Raw genomic sequence first — 17,542 nt, 5'->3', positions numbered from 1 at the left:
TCGGCGCGGCCGGTCTTTCCCTCCCGGGTGAACACAGACCCCGAAGTGCCACAACGTTATGCCGCGCCTTCTGCTAGTTGAAGACGAACAAGTGAACCGCGATCTGTTCCGCCGCCGGTTGGAACGGAAGGGGTACACCGTTCTCACCGCGGAGGACGGGGCGAGCGCGCTTTCGCTCACCTCGAACGAGGCGCCGGACCTGGTGCTGATGGACCTCGGTCTGCCCGACGTCGACGGCTGGGAGGTGACGAAGCGCCTCAAAACGGACCCGGTCACCGCCGCGATCCCGATCATTGTGCTGTCCGCGCACGCGACCTCGGATGCGAAGGAACGCGCGTTCGCCGCCGGGTGCCAGGACTTCGAGACGAAGCCGGTCAACTGGGACGGGCTGTTCCGCAAGATCGAAGAGTGGCTCGCGAAGGCGCAAGACGGAACCACCCGCGCCGCGGCCGAAGCGACGGCCCAGACACTCGAACAGGCATCGAGCACGGGTGTAATGTCCGCGCTGCAAGCGATACGTGCCCTCCCGCCTGATACGTCCCCGGCGGAAACGCTCTTATTTAACCCCAAAACTGCCGGAGTTACCCCGCTCCCAACCGGCAAACACCCGGTTCTGAAGCCGCCGAAAGACGAAACAAAGGATACGTGCGAGGTCCGGCCGAAGTGCATTCTGGTGGTCGAGGACAACGACGCGAACCGTGTGATGCTGTGTCGGCGGCTGAACAAGCACGGGTACGCGACCGTCGAGGCCGCGAACGGCCGGGAGGCGCTCGACGCGGTCCACGCTCACACGTTCGACCTCGTGCTCTGCGACATCATGATGCCCGAAGTGGACGGGTACGAGGTTCTGCGCGAACTCAAGGCCGATCCGGATCTTAAAGCCCTGCCGGTCATTATGATCTCAGCGCTCGATGACATGACCGGTGTCGTCCGGTGCATCGAGATGGGGGCCGAGGATTACCTGCAAAAGCCCTACGACCCGATCATGTTGCACGCGCGCATCAATGCGTGCCTTGACAAGCGCCGGCTCCGCGACCAGGAACTGGCGTACTTGCGCGCGGTGACCACGCTCACGCGCGCCGCGGAACTTGTCGAGCAGGGGCAGTTCGATTCGGAACTGCTCGCACCGGTCGCGGGCCGCGACGACGCGCTCGGCACGCTGGCCCGGGTGTTCGATCGCATGGCCCGCGAAGTGCAAGCCCGCATGAAGCAGTTGCAGAGCGACATGCAGCAGATGACGAAAGTGGAGATCGATCACCGCGAAGTGGTTCACGAGGTCGCGCGGGTCACCGCATCGGATGCGTTTGAGAAGGCCCGCAAGTACGCGGAGGAGGCCCGTGCCCGGCGGCACAGTGCCCCCAACCCGATGACGGAGACAATGTTGTTGCCGAAGAAGCCGAAAGCGTAGGGTTTTGAGTGTGGTCCGCTCGCTCCGCGAGCGGTTCCGTGCCGCCCCCGTGGTGCCGATTCTGATCTGGTAGGGACAGCAAAAAACAGCCGTTCGCGGAGCGAGCGGACCATACTCAAAACGGGCCGGAGTTCGGGTTTTCCATGCGACAGATCGTGTCCATTCACTCGTACCGCGGTGGAACAGGTAAGTCGAACCTGACCGCGAACCTCGCGACCGCTGTCGCCCTCACCGGCAAGCGGGTCGGCGTAGTGGACACGGACATTCAGTCGCCCGGTATCCACGTACTGTTCGGCCTCGACGACAAGCAGATCACCCGCGCGGTAAACGATTACCTCTATGACCAGTGCGAGATCCAGGACGTTGCCTACCACGTTTCGCCGCCCGAAGTCACGCGGGCCGGCGGGCACCTGTACCTCGTTCCGGCGAGCATGAAGTCGGCGGACATCGCCCGCGTGCTGAAAGAGGGATACGACGTCGAGAAGCTGAACGCGGGGTTCGACCAACTGCTCGAATCGCTGGACCTCGATTTCCTGTTCATCGATACGCACCCGGGGATGAACGAGGAAACGCTGCTTTCTATTGCGATTTCCGACAGTCTGATACTCATCCTGCGCCCGGACCGGCAGGACTACCTCGGGACCGCGATCACGATCGAGGTGGCGCGGAAGCTCGGCGTGCCGAACCTCCTGCTCGCGGTAAACAAGGTGCTGGCGAGCATGGACCAATCCGCGCTCCGGAAGGACGTGGAGCGGTCGTTCGCGGCGGAAATCGGTGCGGTCCTTTTGCTCTCGGAAGACATGCTCCGGCTCGGCAGCACCGGCATATTCTCGCTCAAATTCCCGGACCACCAATTCACACGAGCGGTAGCGGAGTTGGCAACAAAGCTCGTGCGCGGCTAATACCGACCGTGACGGCCAGAAGATGAGACCCCGCGCCCGATTCCGTTTGTCGGGCATTGCGAACGCGCCAACCCGCCGCTACTATCTCCTCCCATAGCTACAAAAACGTTTGTCTTAACTGGCCCAATCACTCTCAATTTACGGGGACTCGCGCGTGAACACTCTCAACGCAAGCGGGCTTGTGAGCCTGTTTGCCCAGCAAGGTAACAATGACGCCGCGGGCGGTGCTCTTGGCCTCGCGTGTTGTGGGCCGGTCTTTCTCGCCTTCGGGCTGATGATCTTCGTGCTCTTCGCGATCCAGTGGAAAATCTTCACGAAGGCCGGGCAACCGGGCTGGGCGGCGCTGGTCCCATTTTACAACCAGTGGATTCTCGTAACGGAAATCTGCAAGAAGGAGCCACTCTGGTTCATCTTGTTTTTCGTGCCGATCGGGAACATCGTTGCTGCGTGGGTGGTGTGCATGGAACTGGCCAAGAAGTTCGGGAAGACCGAAACCTTCGGCATCGGACTGTTCTTCCTCTCACCGATTTTCATGGCGATCCTCGCGTTCGGTGATGCCGAGTACCAAGGCGGCCGTAAGAAGAAGCGCTCCAGCGACGTGGACGAAGACGATAACTGGTAACGAACGGGTGTCCGCCCACCGGCTTTGAGGACGTGTCCGCGTGGACGATCTGCTGTGGTATTTGGTGGTGTGGGGGGCCGTCACCGTTCCGGGGGTGGTGCTCGGTTGGCTTCGGGTGTTCCCGAAAGCCGGGCGCCCCTGGTGGGCGGCCCTCGTCCCGTTTTACAACATCTACGTGCTGGTGGTGGGCGTCGCCCGCCTCAGCCTCCTCTGGTACATTCTCGTTCTCATCCCCGTCGTGCAGGTCATCGCGGCCATCCTCGTGAACGTGGAGGTCGCGCGCCGGTTCGGAAAGAGCGAGGCGTTCGGCCTCGGGCTCGCGCTTCTCGGGTTCATCTTCTACCCGCTCCTCGGGTTCGGCTCCGACCAGTACCAAGAAGGCACCGCGGAACCCGTCGGCCCGACGTGGTAAATTGGTGGGATGGAAACCACCTACCCGTCGATTAAGGGGCCGGCGTTCGAGCAACTCGGTCAGCCCTGTGTCGCGTTCCACAAATACGACGGCTCCAACTTGCGCTTCCTCTGGCAAGAGGCAAAGGGCTGGTTCCGGTTCGGCACGCGATACAAGTGGCTCAAGAAACAGACCCCGAATTTCGGCGTCGCGATGGAGCTGTTCCAGGCGACGTTCGCGCCGGAATTACTCGCGACCCTGAAGCGCCACAAGGAGTACCGCGGGGTACGGAACTTGGTCGCGTTCTGTGAGTTCTTCGGCCCGTCGAGTTTCGCCGGGTGGCACCGCGACGACGAGCCGAAGGAGTTGCGCCTCTTCGATATCTGGGCTCAGGGGCGCGGGTTCATTCCGCCGAAGGAGTTCGCGCAGAACTTCGGGCACCTCTCCATCGCGGAAGTTGTGTACGAAGGTCCGTTCGACAAAGCGCTTATCGCCGCCGTGCGCGACGGAACGTACCCCGTGCGCGAGGGCGTCGTGGTGAAGGGAACGTTCACGCGGCGCGACAAAGTTGAGGTGTGGGCCGCGAAAGTCAAAACGCAGTCGTGGTTGGACGAACTCGCACGCCGCGCGAGCCAATCCGATGGGCTCCGCGAGCAGTTGGCCGAGAACCTGCGCGAACAGAGCGCGCCATCGGACGCGCCCGGTGATGTCGCAAATGAACCGGCGTGATTCGGGCCGCATTTCTCTGCTTGTGTCGAAGATACCTGTTCCCCCGAACGCGCTGCCGAGGTAAACTGCGGGAGCGCAGAAGTTTGTCCCCGCCGCGCGAGTTCAGCACCCGCCACCGCCGAAGTTAAGTGGTGTCCGCCCCATCGCTTCGCCCAAAGATCAACCGCCAGGAGCCGCTCCGATGCTCGACGTTGTGCTGAACCGCCAAACGCACACCGTATGTACCGACGCCCCCGCCCGTGGAACGAATTCGACCAACCGACGCGACTTCCTCCGCGTCGGAGCGCTCGCGGGGGTGTCGCTCCCCGCGCTACTCCGAGCGGAAGCCGGGGCCGCTGCGAAATCTGGTGGGAATAAGGGGGCGCGGGCGAAGTCGGTCGTGCTCGTTTACCTCGGTGGTGGGTTGTCGCACCACGACAGTTTCGACCCGAAGCCCGAAGCACCGGACGACATCCGCGGGAAGTACACCACGATCGAGACGGCCGTGTCCGGGCTCCGGATCGGCGAGCGCCTGCCGCTGATGGCGAAGGTGATGGACAAGATCGCCCTGGTGCGGTCCGGGGCGCACAACAACGACCACCACGAAACCGCGACCAACTGGGTGCTGTCCGGGCGGTTCGGCACTCCGTTCGGTGACTACCCCGCGGTCGGCGCCGTGGTCGCGCACGAAACCGGCTTCACCGGAACGCTGCCGCCCTACGTCGCGGTACCGCAGAACCCGTCGTTCACCTGGGAACTGGGGAAGAGCGCGTTCCTCGGCGGGCGGTACGAATCGTTCAAGGCCGGTGACCCGAGCCGCCAAAACTACAAGGTGCAAGACCTGACGGCCGCCGACGTGGACGCGAAGAAGGCCGCCCGCCGCGACACGCTCTTACAAGCCGTAGACGGGCTCGCGAAGCGCGTCGAGGGGAACGACCAGATCGCCACTTACGACGAGTTCCACGCACGCGCCCGGGCAATGGTGCTCTCGACCGAAGCGCGGACCGCGTTCGCGATCGACCGCGAATCCGACCGGGTGCGCGACCGCTACGGCCGCAACACGGCCGGCCAATCGATGCTGCTCGCGCGCCGGTTGGTCGAGAGCGGCGTGCGCTTCGTTACTGTGAATTACGGCGGGTGGGACCACCACGGCAAAATCTTCGAGGGGTTGGACAAGAAGCTGCCGGAGTTCGACCGCGCGGTCTCGGCGCTCGTCGAGGACATGCACGCACGCGGCACGTTCGAGAGCACGATGCTCGTTGTGATGGGCGAGTTCGGGCGGACACCGAAGCTGAACAAGGACGCGGGCCGCGATCACTGGGGACAGGCCGCGTCGCTCCTCTTCGCGGGCGCGGGGGTGAAGCCGGGGCTCGTTCTCGGCAAGACCGACAAGCACGGCGCGTACACGACCCAGCGCCCGGTGACGCCCGCGGACGTCGCGTACACCATCCTCGACTCACTCGGGATCGACCCGCGCAAGCAACTGGTCACCCCGGACGGGCGCCCCATCGAGATCCTCGACCAGGGCGAAACCGTGAAAGAACTGTTCGAGTGATTCTGGGTGAATGGCTGTTGTGGGCTTGGAGGCGTCTCCAGGCCCACAACGGTACTCACTTCCCGACCGCCTTCTTCAGCTCATCCAGGACCGATGTGACGTCAGTTTCGTTCACCGACACCACATCTGCTCGAAAGCCGTAATTCCAAATAGATCAAGCGTGTCATCTGCTTGGGGTGCACGCCGGGGTGCACTTGGCCGCCGGAAAACTACTCTGACCGGTGGCGAATGAAGCACGCTCTTCGGTCCCGCCCCTTGTGGCGCGGTGCGATCGGCATACATTCCACACGTCTCCGAGCGGCTCGCGCTAACTGCGACCGTGTGTTCTGATTCATCTCATTGGGGCATCGCAATGGCCGACAAGGTGTACGTGGTGGGCGCTTACGTGGCGAACGACGACCCCAATTTACGGGTCCGCGCGTTCGTACCCCTGACCACCGAATACCGGACCCTGGACGAAGCGGTTGCGGCGGCCGAGGCCGACTTCCGTGCGAGCGGCACACCGGCCGAGGGCGTCACGTTCATCGTGTACCGCTCGGGCGAAGGGGATGCGATCGTCGAGGTGAGCCGGGGCGGGCCGTTCCTCACCGCCGGGTTCTACAAGGTGGCGCTCGTCGAGGTCGGCGAAGCTGACGCTTAGCACGGAGGGGGACTTGCACCCCATCCCCGCCCTGCCAGGACGGTGTCTTACTCGTTAAACGACCGGTGTACGAAGTCGGCTGGGTTGCCCATTGCGTCTAGCCGTCGTTTCCTACTTTCCAACCGCCTTCTTCAGTTCGTCCAGAACCGGTTGGACGTCGGTTTCGTTCACCGAAGTGAACGCGAATGACTTCGCCACTTTCCCCTTGTTCACGACCACGACCGTGAGGTGAACGTCGGCGTTCACGCCCCAGTTGTTCGGGCCGCTCTTTTCGCCGTCGAACGCGGCCAGCGACGTTTTCGTGAACGTCAGCGACGTGTTGATCTTCGGCAGATACTCCTTGTGCTTGTCGAACGCCTTCTCGCCGAGCCATACCGCCACGATCTCGGCCTTGTCGGACGTGTCCCCGATTTTGTTGTCGAGCACCTTCATGAACCGTGCCGCGGGGCGCCCGCCGACCGGAATCCCGCCCTCCATTGCTTGCACGAAGACGTAGATCGTCGGTTCGTCCTTGCGGTCGGCCGCGAAGTCTGCTTCCTTCCCCTCTACCTTCCCGACCACGCCGAACACCTTCAGCGCCGGAACTTTTTCACCCGCTTTCGGACCGGACTCGTCGGCTCCGCGTGCGAGGGGAGCGAACGCAATGGCGGCGCACGCCGCGAATAATACCGATTTCATGCTGCCTCCTGATTCGGGCGAAGCGCCCGTGTGAGTAGAGTCACCGAATTGGCGCGGGCTTCCGAAAAAAGTGCGGGTTTATTGCCCTACGGGGCATCTCCATCGGGCGTCACGCTGAGCGGATACTCGGGCACCGTCAATCCCAGTGTCGGGATCGCGAGCAGCCTGCGATACCCGCGTGACACGCGGCGTTCTTCAGTCGCAACGAACGTCGGGTCCAGTTCCGCCTTCGCGAACAGCCCGTCACACGCGACAGGCTCAAACGTCGGGTCGACGATGTACTGGGCCAGCGCCGGGTTGCACTGCAGGTGCCGCTCGGGAAGGCGGTGGAGTAATTCGAGCGGCACTTCGCCGAGGACGAACCGCAGGTACAAATCGGATTCAGTCACGGTCTCAACGTCCGCGCCGCACACTTCGCACCGGTACCCTTCGTCGCACTTTGCCATTGTTTAACCAACGCTTGTGGACCGTTGGTAATATGTTAAGCGGTAGGGATGAGTTTCGGCTCGCAAAAGCGGGGCGCGTGAATGGGTGTGTTGGACCGGTTCCGGCTCGACGGGCGCACGGCGGTTATTACGGGCGGCAGCCGCGGATTGGGCCGCGCGATGGGGCAGGCGCTCGCGGAAGCCGGGGCCGACCTGATTCTGGTCGGGCGCGACGAAGAGGCTCTGGACACCGCGCGCCAGGAACTGCTCGCCCTTGGGCACCGGGTCGCGGTCGTCCCCGGCGACGTGTCCACGCCCGCCGGGGCAGAGGCCGCGTGTCGGCAGGTTCTGAACCTGAACCGCCAAGTGGATATCCTGATTAATAACGTCGGCGGGCGCCGGGTGGACGTCTCCATTGAAGACATGCCCCTGACTCAGTGGCAGGAACTGATCGACCTGAACCTGACGAGCGCCCTGGCGTGTTCCCAGCAGTTGTGCCGAGGGATGCTCGATCGGGGCCGCGGGTCGGTGGTGAACGTGACGAGCATCGCGGGGCCGATCGCGATCAAGGGGATCCGCGGGCGGCACTATGAGACCGCGAAATCGGCGCTCGCGGCCCTCACGCGCTCGATGGCCGCGGACTGGGCGCCCCGCGGGGTGCGGGTGAACGCGATTGCACCGGGCGTGTTCCTCACGGACCCCAACCGCCGGTGGTTCGGCGAGAAGCCGGACTTCCAGTCCGGGTTCGTGTCGCACATTCCGATGAACCGCATGGGCGAACCGGAGGAACTCGGCCCCGCCGCGGTGTTCCTCGCGAGCGACGCGGCCAGCTACGTCACCGGCACCACGATCGTCGTGGACGGCGGGTATACTTTATGGTGAGTTCCAAGTTCCAGGTTCCGAGTTCCAGTTAATACGGGACGCGGAACACGGCAGTGCCTTTTTCGGCTTGGAACTCGGAACTCGGAACTCGGAACTTTGCATGTCCCTTCCCATTGTTGCGATCGTCGGCCGGCCGAACGTCGGCAAGTCGTCGCTGTTTAACTGGCTCGCCGGGCGCCGGATCAGCATCGTTGATCCCACCGCGGGCGTCACGCGCGACCGCGTGTCCACCGTCGTCGAGCACGGCGGGCGCGTGTGGGAGATGATGGACACGGGCGGGATCGGGATCGTGGACGTGGACGATCTCAGCGCCGACGTGGAGCGGCAGATCCAGCTCGCCATCGAGTCCGCGGCGCTCGTCGTGTTCATGGTGGACGTGCGCGAGGGCGTCGTCCCGCTCGACGAGGACGTCGCGGCGCGGCTCCGGACGATCAACAAGCCGGTGATCCTGGTCGCGAACAAGGCGGACACGGAGAAGTTCGGCCAACAGGCCGGGGAGTTCTGCCGGCTGGGGTACGGCGAGCCGCTGTGCGTGAGCGCCGACCAGAAGCTCGGCAAGGACGACTTGTTCGAGGCCATCGTCGCGAAATTGCCGCCGGACACGGGGGAAACCGCGCCCGGCGAGGCCGCGCTCATGATCGCCACCGTCGGCCGGCGCAACGCGGGCAAGAGCACGTTCATCAACAGCCTGGCCGGGGCCGAGCGGGTGATCGTGTCCGAGGTGCCCGGGACCACGCGCGACAGCGTGGACGTGCGCATCGAGCGCGACGGCAAGTCGTACATCGCCATCGATACGGCCGGCGTGCGGAAAACGGCCAAGATGGGCACGAACATCGAGTTCTACAGCACCCACCGCGCCCAGCGGTCCATCCGCCGGGCCGACGTGGTGCTGCACTTCTTTGATGCGCGGCACCGCGTCAGCCGCGTGGACAAGCAGCTCGCCGAGTACGTCGTCGAGGAGAACAAGCCCGCGATCTTCGTCGTCAACAAGTGGGATCTGGTCAAGGATTCCATGAGCACCGAGAAGATGGCCGAGTACGTCCGGGCGATGTTCCCGATGCTCGACCACGTCCCCATCGCATTTATCACGGCGAAAGAGGGGAAGAACGTGCTCCGGCTGCTGCAACTCGCGGTGCAGTTGCACAAACAGGCCGGGCTGCGGGTGAGCACCGGCGACCTGAACCGCACGATCCGCGCCGCGATCGAGGCGAACCACCCGCCGATGTCCGGCAGCAAGACGCCGAAGGTGTTCTACGCGACGCAGATCGGCGTCCACCCGCCGACCATCGTGCTGTTCACCAACGGCCCGGAACTGTTCGACCAGACCTACATCCGCTACCTGACGAAAGTGCTCCGCGACACGTTCCCGTTCTCGGAAGTGGCCATCAAGATCGTTCTTCGCGCGAAGGGCGAGGGCATGCGCCGCGGACCCGAGGACGAACAGGTCGAGGAGATCCCCGACACAGAAGAAGAGACGCCGATCGTCCGCGCCCCGCGCTACACACCGCCGCCGGAACCGGTCGAGGAGAGCGAACCCGATCAGCGCCCGCGCAAGAAGCCCCGCGGCTCGGAGACGTGGGATTTCTAAGGGCGAACAGCCGGCGTGAGGCACTCAGACAAAGGCGAAAACGCCGCGGATAACGCAGATTACGCGGATCAGAGCAGAAGACAAAGGGCAGAGTTCAGAAGGCAGGTTGGTTTTGAAGCCCCGTGAGGGGCGAAGGCGAGTAGCCAGGGGTGAAGCGGAGCGCAACCCCTGGCGAACCTCCCGGAAGCCCTGGGTGGTGAATAAACGAAACTGCCCCGTGGGGTACCGGTACCAATTGGCTCCGGCGCCCCACGGGGCAGTTTCGTTTGGGTTCGTGGGCACCCGCCAGGGGTTGCGCTCCGCTTCACCGCACGTCCCAGTGCCGGTGCGGATTGTCCGGCCCGCGTGGGTACCCGCCAGGGGTTGCGCTCCGCTTCACCCCTGGCTACTCGCCTTCGCCCCTCACGGGGCTTCAAAACCAACCTGTTCTCTATCTTCTGAACTCTGCTCTCTGTTCCCTGTCTTCTGATCCGCGCTCATCCGCGGCGAATTCTTACTTCTCGATCTTGCGGATCTCGATCTTCCGGAACGCGACCGGGTCGTCGTGCCCGGCGAAGCCGAAGTGCCCCGAGGTGCGGTCCTTGCCGACGTGCGGGGTCTTGTCCTTGAACTCGGTGACCTTGCTCAGGTCCGCGTCGAGGACGCGCGTACCGTTCAGTTCGACCACGATCGTCGGCCCCTTCACGGTCACCTCCGCGAAGTTCCATTCGCCCACCGGCCGCAGGAACCCGCGGTGCGCCGGGACCATGCCGTAAGCGGAGAGGTTGTACTGGCGCGGGTCGAGCTTCGCGTACATTGGGTGGGTGTCGTCGAGGATTTGTAGTTCGCACATGGCGTCCGTCGCGACGTGCGCGTTCCCGTTGGGCGTGCGGATCGCGAGGCCGTTGTTCCCGCCGGCCGGGAGCTTGTACTCCAGGCGCGCCGTGAAATCCGCGAACTCGCCCTTCGTGATGAGGTTCCCGCCCTTGCCCTTCTTGCACACGATCGCGCCGTCCACGACCTCGTAGTTGTCCACCGCGCCGGCCCACCCGTCGAGGTTCTTGCCGTTGAACGAGCTGTCGAAGCCCTTGGAGTCGCGCTTGCGCAGGATCTCGTTCGCCTCGGCCGCGGGGATCTCGCGCACGAACACGTTGCGCCAGCGGATCTCGCCGCCGTGCGTTTGCAGCAGGATCTTGCCCGCCTTCGGCAGCGGCGCCTTGCGGTCCCAGAAGTTCTCCATGCGGGCGTTATCGACCACGAGCTTGTCGTTGAGGTACACCGTGGTGCGCTCGCCAACTTGAATGATGCGGAACGAGTTCCACTCGCCGAACGCCTTGTCCGCGTGGACCAGCGGCAGTTGCCCGGCCGCGCCCTTCGAGTTGTTGAACAGCCCGCCGGACCCCTTGTCCGCGCTCAGGTTCCACTTCCCGCCCTCTTTCGTCGTGTCCCAGATCTGGACCTGCGGCGTGTCGCGCAGGTAGATGCCGCTGTCGGCCTTCGCGACGGTCTTGTACTCGACGAGCAGCTCGATGTCGCCGTAGTCCTTGTCGGTGGTGAGGTACGCGCCGTTGCCGTCGTTGACCAACTCGTCGCCGGCGACGGACCAGTGCTTCTTCGCGTCGGCGGTCCACTCGGCGACCTTCTTCGCGCGGTCCTCGGGCGACAGTTTCGCGAGGTCGGCCGGGGCGCCGCCCTTCGCGTGGATGGCCCACCCGTGCCAGCCGTCGAGGTTCTTGCCGTTGAACAGCGGCGTGAACCCCTTTGGCGGTTCGGCCGCGAGGAGCGGGACGGCAGCGTACAGTGCAACGCAGGACAAGAGGTAACGCATGGGAGACCCGTGTGGAACAAACTGGCAGATCGACCGGCGGGATGAACGGGATACGTGAAAACGCGGGCAGCGTGAACCGAGTCCCGTTCGCCCCGCCGAGTATTCTCGTTATTTCGGGGCGAACGTATACACGTAAACGGTGCCGTTGGATCCGGCGATGGCGAAGCGCTCTCCGGTGGGACTAATGGTGAGGTCGCGCGCGTTCGCGGGGACGTTGATCGTGTGGGCGCTCGTGGGGTCTTCACCCTTCCAGAGCCAGACGCGCCCCTGTCCGCCTCCTCCGGCCGCGATCACCGTGCCCGATGGGTGGAACGCGACGCCCCACGCCGTCCCCTGGAACGCTTCCTTCGTCTTCAGCACTTTCGATTTGCCGCCCGCCCAGTCGACTAGCACTACCGCCGGGTTCCCGACGCCCGCGAAGGCGTTGCTCACGTTCGTGATCCCGCACAGCGCGAACGCGGACCCGTCCGACTTGAACGCGATCCCGCGTGCGCCGCCGATGTCGGCCATGAACCCGGAATCGTACTTGTGAAGCAACTTGGCGTCGATCTCGCGCTCGCACTTGCCAGTTTTCACGTCCCAATCTTTCACGATGCCCTTGAGATCACACGACACGAGCCGCGTGCCGCTCGGGTGGAACGCGACGTTGTAAACGTGCGACGAATGCCCCTCCAGCACGCGGACCGCGGCACCATCGGCCGTGCGCCACAGCTTCACCGTGTTGTCGTTCCCGCAACTCGCGACCGTGAGTCCGTCGGGGCTGACGGCGAGTGCCCGTACCCAGCCGTCGTGGGCCTGCACGGTCCGCACGGGCTTCGGTGCGCCCGCGTCTCCGGACCACCAGATGAGTTTGCCGTGGTAGTCGGCGGAAATGAACGCGAACGGCGCGGACTTCGGTGCCGGCGCTTCTACCGCGCCGAACCCGATCGCACCCCGAATCGCGCTCTGCTGCTTGGGCCACGCGACCAGGTCGGCGGGGACGGCTGGCGTTGGGACACCGAACGCCATTCCGCGCACCCAGCTTTCGTGGCCCGCGAACACGGTCTTCGCGCCGGTCAGCAGGTCGAATCGCTGAACGCTATCGTCTTCCGACGAGGCGAAGAGGAACCGGCCCGACGGGTCGAACCGGCAGCCGATGAGCGGTCGCGCGTGCTTGAACTCGCGCTCGACGCGCGCGGCGGTCGGGTCGAAGACGGGGCGCGGGGGCGGGATGGACATGGAAGCTCCACTGCAATGGTCGGGTGCCGTTCGCGGCGGTGTGTGTTGTCCCTGTCTGTATCCCAGGGCGTTGCCCTGGGCTGGGGAATCGCAGACCTTCGGTCTGCCCATTAATTCACCCCAAAGGGGTGGGATTCCTCAGCCCAGGGCAACGCCCTGGGATACGGGCGGGGACGCGGACGACGCTTGGGATCGGATCGGTACGGGCGGGGGCAACGCACCTGGGGCAACGGCCCCGGAATACCGGGCGCGGACGTTATTTGGGATCGGTACGGGTGGAGGTAACGCTCGAACACGGACATCGGGCGATATTTGAAGGCGATTACGCCAGCACTTCCTCGATCGCGGAGGCTTTGGGGTCGGCGACGGGTACGGGGCGCTCGTTCGGGTAGAAGTTCTTCGTCGAATCGAGGCCGACGGCCCGTAGGTACGTGTGGAACAGGTGGCCGCTGTACACCTCGCGGTCGGCAACGGCGGTGCCGTTCGCGTTCGTCTTGCCGACCACCACACCGCCCTTAATCCCGGCGCCTGCCAGCGCCACCGACCACGCCTTCGACCAGTGGTCGCGGCCGTACTGGGCGTTGATGCGCGGCGTGCGGCCCATCTCGCTCATCACCACCACGAGCGTGCTCTCCAGCATCCCGCGGTCCGCGAGGTCGTCCAGCAGGGCCGCGAAGGGGCGGTCGAACTCGCCGAGCTGTTCGATGTGGAAGTCGAAGTTCTCGTGGTGCGTGTCGTAGTTCGAGTGCGACACCTTCACGTAGGTCACGCCCGCTTCGAGCAATCGCCGGGCGAGAAGCAGGTGGCGGCCGAAGTCGTGGCGGCCGTACCGGTCCGTGAGCTTCGGGTTCTCCTTCTCCACGTCGAACACTTCGGCCTGTTTCACCACGCGCTCGGCCTGCGTGTACGACTCGGTGTAGGCTTCGGTCGCGGCCGACTTGCGCGACTTTGCGAACCGGTCGTTAAGCTTCCTGCGGAACGCCTCGCGCTCCTCGTCCGTGCCGGCCGGCAAGTTGGCGGGGCGGAAGAGGTCCGCGGGCGGCTTGCCGTCACCGAGGGAGACTGAAGCGAACTTGGGTCCGAGGAACGTGGCGTCGCCGCCGTTGAAGCCGCTCCCGCCTTTCGGCAGGATCTGGATGTGTCCGGGGAGCGATGACTCGCGCGACGCGAGCATCTTGGCTGATACCGCGCCGATGTGCGGGTAACTGATCCCCGCTTCCGGCCGGCGCCCGGTGAGCATGATGCTCTCGCCGATGCCGTGGTCGTCGGAGATCGAGTTGAGGCTGCGCACGAGCGCGAGCCGGTGTGCGTGCTTCGCGGTGTGCGGGAGCAGCTCGGAAATGCGCGTGCCGGTAACGGACGTTTGAATCGCCTTGAACGGCCCGCCGGTGTCGGTGTTCGGCTTCGGATCCCACGTTTCAAGTTGACTCACACCGCCGGCCAGAAAGATGACCAGCACGCGCTTTTGTGATTTATTCAGTTCCGCCGCGGACGCGGGGTTCGCGAATCCGTGGAGCCCCAGCGCCGCGGTGGCGCCGAGCGCGGACCCGAGAAACCCGCGGCGCGAAACGGTGTGGTCGGTGGACCGGCAGGCGTAGTTGCATGGCAGCATGGGAACTCCTGCTTGGTGAACCCTGACCTTGCGGGCAGGGGTAATTTGGTCAGACCGGAGGTCGGTGGGTAGGGATCGGTGTGCGGCGCGAAGACCCGCCGCCCTTGCGGGCGGGGTTCACTTCAATGGTTGAACCGGAACTCCGCGGACGCCACGAGCGCCCATACCAGTTCGTTGATGGTCGCTTGACGGTCCTTGGTGCTTCTCAGTACGTCGCCCACGTCCTTCATTTCGTCGGCCGTGGGCCGGCGCGCGAGCACCGCGGCGAAGAGCTCGTCCGCGACCGCGTCGGGGTTGGTGATCTTGCTCAGGCGGTCTGCGAGGTTGCCGGTTCGCGGCGGGAGCAATCCGCGGACTGCACCGCCGTACTTCAGGAAAAGCGTTTGGTCGAGCGTGGCGGAGAAATTCTCGCCCGCGTCGCCCGCCTTCCCGCCCAGAATGCTGCGGAACGGCCCGAGGCGCGGAGCGAGCTTGCCGTCGAGCGCCTCTTCGGTTGCCTTGGGGCCGAGTTTCTTGAGCGCGTCGCGTTCGGCGTCCGTGTGGCCGGTCGCCTGCATCAGCGCGTAGCCGAACTGTTCCGGCGTGAGTGGCTTCAGGACCGCGACGAGGTAACGGTCCGCGGGCGGCTCGCCGAGGTCGGCAGGGATCTCGCTCGACCGCTGGTAGGCGTCCGAAAGGGCGATCTCACGGATCAGCCACTTGAGGTCGTATTTGTGCGAAATGAATTCGCGTGTGAGTTCGTCTAGCAGTTCCGGGTGTGAGGGCGGGTTCTTGCTGTGGTCCCAGTCCACCGGGTGAACGATCCCGCGGCCCATCATCATCGCCCACATGCGGTTCACGATGTTCCGAGCGAAGGTCGGGTTCTCGGGGCTCGTGATTGCCGCGGCGAGGCGCTCGCGCCGACTGTAGGCGGGCACCGGCTTCACGTTCGGCGCGGGCGCGACCTTGTACTCTTTCCCCTTTTCGGCCTTCGGATCGTCAATTGCCTTCGCGCCGAGCATCTTCGGGGTCGTTGTGTGCTGCTTCTTGTTCTTGTCGAACACGCTCGTGAAGTTCACGTCGCCCTCGGCGCGCTCGGCGATCACGGCCGTCGGTGCCTGAGCGTTGGGGAACAGGAAGGAGCGGTTCAGGAACGCCTGGATGCCGTAGTAATCGGCCTGGCGGTAGTCGTCGACGTTCGGGTGATCGTGGCACTGGGCGCACTGCATGTTGCGCCCGAGGAACACGCGGCCGATGTCCTTCGTAACGAGGTGCGGTTCGAGGTCGCGGTCGAGCACGAACTTCGCGGCCGCGCGGGTCTTGGGATCGCTACCGTCGGTCGACAGTAACTCGCGCACGAGCGCGTCGTAGGGCTTGTTCTCCGAGAACGCCAGCTTCAGGTACTGTTCCCAGTCGGTCCGGGGCACTTTCGCATCGGGCCGGCGCTCCATTAGCATCACGTCGAAGTGCCACGCCATGCGGCGGGCGTAACCCGTGCCGGCGAGGAGCTTGTCGATGAGTTTCTCGCGCTTGTCCTTTGCGGAGTCGGCGAGGAAGTCGTGTAGTTCTGCTACGGTCGGGGCGGTCCCTGTGAGGTCGAGTGTCACGCGGCGGAGGAATTCTTCGTCGCTCGCGGCTGGTGCGGCCTTCTTTTGAAAATCGGGAACGCCGTTGGCAATGTGCTTATCAATGCGCACGCGCAGAGGTTCTTCAGCCCGTAAGAGGGCCGGCGAAGTGAATAGCGCAACGAGCGCGAGCAACCGGGAGGGAGCGAGCATTGCGGGTGGTCCTTCCAGGTGGGATGGGCGAATGCGAACCGGTGTGCGGGACCGCGCAACCGGCGTGGAGGTAGGAATCAGGCCATAGTCGCTCCTGGGAGTGCTCAAGTCAAGCGCGAATCACTCCACCAAAAAACCGAGTCCCGGTCGCAAGCGACCGGGACTCGGTTTTAAATCAGGGAACGTTACGGGTTAGTACCCCGTTCCACCACTGAACCCGAACTGCTTACCACCGCCGAACCCGCCACCACCAATCCCAATGGCGCCACCAGCACCGAACCCACCGATACCACCCTGGATGCCACCGAACCCCCCGCCGAATCCGCCCTGAATACCACCGCCGAAACCACCAATACCCCCGCCGAATCCACCCTGAATACCACCGAATCCACCCTGAATACCCCCGCCGAATCCGCCCTGAAAACCACCACCGAAACCACCAATACCACCGCCGAACCCGCCTTGAATACCACCGATGCCGCCGCCGAACCCACCAATACCACCGCCACCAAACCCGCCGATGCCACCAATACCACCGCCGCTACCGCCGAGGTAGCTCCCGATCGTCGGGAACTGCGAGATGTTGCCACCGATGCCACCGATGCTGAATCCGCCGGTGCCACCGATGCCACCACCAATACCCCCACCGATGCCACCACCAAGACCCCCGCCGAACCCGCCGAGGCCGCCACCGAATCCACCTTGGATGCCGCCGCCACCAAATCCGCCGATGCCACCGCCACCAAACCCACCGATACCGCCACCGCCGAACCCACCAATACCGCCACCACCGAATCCGCCTTGAATCCCGCCGCCGAACCCACCGATGCCGCCACCGAATCCGCCTTGAATCCCGCCGCCGAACCCACCGATGCCGCCCTGAATGCCACCGCCGAGGTTACCACCCCCGAACCCATTGAACCCCTGGTTGTTCCCGGTGTTGCCTTGGTTGCCGAGATTGCCTTGATTGTTTCCGGCGTTGTTCCCAATGTTGCCCAGGTTGTTTCCCTGGATGGCACCTGCTGGGCGCCACGCGCCTTGCGGCACGTAGGAGAAACTTGCGGGCGCGCGGTACCGACCGTTCGGCGGTTGTGCTTTCAATGCACCCGTGAGGGGGAGAAGAGCCAACGCGCCAAGCACTAGGGCGCCCCACGCCATCCGACGTTGGAGAGAATGAAACATGGTAACACCTACTAAATAAGTGCTCATCTCAGATAGTCCGACCCGCTGTGTTACGGGCTTCGATCGGCGGGAGGGACAGAGCAGCCACAGGTGCGCACTGCCACACGCGATTATACCACGACTTTTCTTCGGTCTTACACGAATTGACCGGCACCGGAACAAAAAGA

16 protein-coding genes are annotated in these 17,542 nt (G+C 64.4%); 10 read left to right on the top strand and 6 right to left on the bottom strand.

Annotated features, from left to right (window positions below):
- The first annotated feature begins 58 nt into the window (after positions 1-58).
- The 7 genes from VT84_RS32970 (at position 59) to VT84_RS32940 (ending at position 6,226) form a co-directional block, all read left to right on the top strand.
- Complete coding sequence (locus tag VT84_RS32970; RefSeq protein ID WP_204249677.1) at positions 59-1,408, top strand: response regulator; 1,350 nt, start codon at positions 59-61, stop codon at positions 1,406-1,408.
- A gap of 143 nt (positions 1,409-1,551) precedes the next feature.
- Complete coding sequence (locus tag VT84_RS32965) at positions 1,552-2,310, top strand: MinD/ParA family protein (RefSeq protein WP_082842527.1); 759 nt, start codon at positions 1,552-1,554, stop codon at positions 2,308-2,310.
- Between the two features lie 154 nt (positions 2,311-2,464).
- The gene (locus VT84_RS32960) at positions 2,465-2,932 is read left to right on the top strand and encodes a DUF5684 domain-containing protein (protein WP_204249676.1); all 468 of its coding nucleotides are present in this window, start codon (positions 2,465-2,467) and stop codon (positions 2,930-2,932) included.
- A 40-nt stretch (positions 2,933-2,972) separates the two neighbouring features.
- Positions 2,973-3,344 carry a DUF5684 domain-containing protein gene (locus VT84_RS32955; RefSeq protein ID WP_052551140.1) on the top strand — a complete coding sequence of 124 codons (372 nt, stop codon included), beginning with the start codon at positions 2,973-2,975 and terminating at the stop codon, positions 3,342-3,344.
- A gap of 9 nt (positions 3,345-3,353) precedes the next feature.
- Entirely contained in the window at positions 3,354-4,052 is a 699-nt protein-coding gene (locus VT84_RS32950; RefSeq protein WP_082842526.1) for an RNA ligase family protein, read from the top strand.
- 181 nt (positions 4,053-4,233) lie between these two features.
- Positions 4,234-5,586: a DUF1501 domain-containing protein gene (locus tag VT84_RS32945; protein ID WP_082842525.1), complete on the top strand. Its 1,353-nt coding sequence runs from the start codon at positions 4,234-4,236 to the stop codon at positions 5,584-5,586.
- Between the two features lie 352 nt (positions 5,587-5,938).
- On the top strand, positions 5,939-6,226 hold the full coding sequence (locus VT84_RS32940; protein WP_052551146.1) for a hypothetical protein: 288 nt from the start codon (positions 5,939-5,941) through the stop codon (positions 6,224-6,226).
- Positions 6,227-6,337: 111 nt separating this feature from the next.
- Here the strand turns inward: VT84_RS32940 and VT84_RS32935 are convergent, their stop codons facing one another.
- Both VT84_RS32935 and VT84_RS32930 read right to left on the bottom strand, forming a co-directional pair.
- Positions 6,338-6,904: a hypothetical protein gene (locus VT84_RS32935; protein WP_082842524.1), complete on the bottom strand. Its 567-nt coding sequence runs from the start codon at positions 6,902-6,904 to the stop codon at positions 6,338-6,340.
- Positions 6,905-6,990: 86 nt separating this feature from the next.
- Positions 6,991-7,350 carry a hypothetical protein gene (locus VT84_RS32930; protein ID WP_082842523.1) on the bottom strand — a complete coding sequence of 120 codons (360 nt, stop codon included), beginning with the start codon at positions 7,348-7,350 and terminating at the stop codon, positions 6,991-6,993.
- An 81-nt stretch (positions 7,351-7,431) separates the two neighbouring features.
- Here VT84_RS32930 and VT84_RS32925 point away from each other — a divergent pair, with 81 nt between their 5' ends.
- Together VT84_RS32925 and der are read left to right on the top strand one after the other, a co-directional pair.
- A complete protein-coding gene (locus VT84_RS32925) occupies positions 7,432-8,211 on the top strand; it encodes an SDR family NAD(P)-dependent oxidoreductase (RefSeq protein WP_082842522.1) in 780 nt (259 codons plus the stop codon).
- Between the two features lie 100 nt (positions 8,212-8,311).
- Positions 8,312-9,799 (top strand): ribosome biogenesis GTPase Der, encoded by a 1,488-nt coding sequence (gene der, locus VT84_RS32920; protein ID WP_082842521.1) that lies wholly within the window; start codon positions 8,312-8,314, stop codon positions 9,797-9,799.
- Between the two features lie 493 nt (positions 9,800-10,292).
- Here the strand turns inward: der and VT84_RS32915 are convergent, their stop codons facing one another.
- From VT84_RS32915 to VT84_RS32900, 4 genes are all read right to left on the bottom strand, one after another.
- Positions 10,293-11,606 carry a DUF1080 domain-containing protein gene (locus VT84_RS32915; protein ID WP_082842520.1) on the bottom strand — a complete coding sequence of 438 codons (1,314 nt, stop codon included), beginning with the start codon at positions 11,604-11,606 and terminating at the stop codon, positions 10,293-10,295.
- 108 nt (positions 11,607-11,714) lie between these two features.
- The gene (locus VT84_RS32910; protein ID WP_052551157.1) at positions 11,715-12,824 is read right to left on the bottom strand and encodes a WD40 repeat domain-containing protein; all 1,110 of its coding nucleotides are present in this window, start codon (positions 12,822-12,824) and stop codon (positions 11,715-11,717) included.
- A gap of 322 nt (positions 12,825-13,146) precedes the next feature.
- Positions 13,147-14,436 carry a DUF1501 domain-containing protein gene (locus VT84_RS32905; protein WP_204249675.1) on the bottom strand — a complete coding sequence of 430 codons (1,290 nt, stop codon included), beginning with the start codon at positions 14,434-14,436 and terminating at the stop codon, positions 13,147-13,149.
- A 122-nt stretch (positions 14,437-14,558) separates the two neighbouring features.
- Positions 14,559-16,193, bottom strand: a complete 1,635-nt coding sequence (locus VT84_RS32900) for a DUF1549 domain-containing protein (RefSeq protein ID WP_082842519.1) — start codon at positions 16,191-16,193, stop codon at positions 14,559-14,561.
- Between the two features lie 462 nt (positions 16,194-16,655).
- On the opposite strand from VT84_RS32900, the gene VT84_RS39195 reads away from it, so the two are divergent.
- Complete coding sequence (locus tag VT84_RS39195; RefSeq protein WP_157470105.1) at positions 16,656-17,336, top strand: hypothetical protein; 681 nt, start codon at positions 16,656-16,658, stop codon at positions 17,334-17,336.
- Positions 17,337-17,542: the final 206 nt, after the last annotated feature.

The organism is Gemmata sp. SH-PL17 (assembly GCF_001610855.1).
Classification (GTDB): domain Bacteria; phylum Planctomycetota; class Planctomycetia; order Gemmatales; family Gemmataceae; genus Gemmata; species Gemmata massiliana.
Note: the sequence above shows the minus strand (reverse complement) of the source record. Positions and strands in the feature narration are given on the sequence as shown.

Excerpts from the sequence above, each read along its gene's own strand:
- VT84_RS32910 (WP_052551157.1), bottom strand. The coding sequence starts at position 12,824 with ATGTCCATCCCGCCCCCGCGCCCCGTCTTCGACCCGACCGCCGCGCGC.
- VT84_RS32905 (WP_204249675.1), bottom strand. The coding sequence starts at position 14,436 with ATGCTGCCATGCAACTACGCCTGCCGGTCCACCGACCACACCGTTTCG.
- der (WP_082842521.1), top strand. The coding sequence starts at position 8,312 with ATGTCCCTTCCCATTGTTGCGATCGTCGGCCGGCCGAACGTCGGCAAG.
- VT84_RS32900 (WP_082842519.1), bottom strand. The coding sequence starts at position 16,193 with ATGCTCGCTCCCTCCCGGTTGCTCGCGCTCGTTGCGCTATTCACTTCG.
- VT84_RS32940 (WP_052551146.1), top strand. The coding sequence starts at position 5,939 with ATGGCCGACAAGGTGTACGTGGTGGGCGCTTACGTGGCGAACGACGAC.
- VT84_RS32950 (WP_082842526.1), top strand. The coding sequence starts at position 3,354 with ATGGAAACCACCTACCCGTCGATTAAGGGGCCGGCGTTCGAGCAACTC.
- VT84_RS32935 (WP_082842524.1), bottom strand. The coding sequence starts at position 6,904 with ATGAAATCGGTATTATTCGCGGCGTGCGCCGCCATTGCGTTCGCTCCC.
- VT84_RS32965 (WP_082842527.1), top strand. The coding sequence starts at position 1,552 with ATGCGACAGATCGTGTCCATTCACTCGTACCGCGGTGGAACAGGTAAG.
- VT84_RS32925 (WP_082842522.1), top strand. The coding sequence starts at position 7,432 with ATGGGTGTGTTGGACCGGTTCCGGCTCGACGGGCGCACGGCGGTTATT.
- VT84_RS32970 (WP_204249677.1), top strand. The coding sequence starts at position 59 with ATGCCGCGCCTTCTGCTAGTTGAAGACGAACAAGTGAACCGCGATCTG.
- VT84_RS32945 (WP_082842525.1), top strand. The coding sequence starts at position 4,234 with ATGCTCGACGTTGTGCTGAACCGCCAAACGCACACCGTATGTACCGAC.
- VT84_RS32915 (WP_082842520.1), bottom strand. The coding sequence starts at position 11,606 with ATGCGTTACCTCTTGTCCTGCGTTGCACTGTACGCTGCCGTCCCGCTC.
- VT84_RS32930 (WP_082842523.1), bottom strand. The coding sequence starts at position 7,350 with ATGGCAAAGTGCGACGAAGGGTACCGGTGCGAAGTGTGCGGCGCGGAC.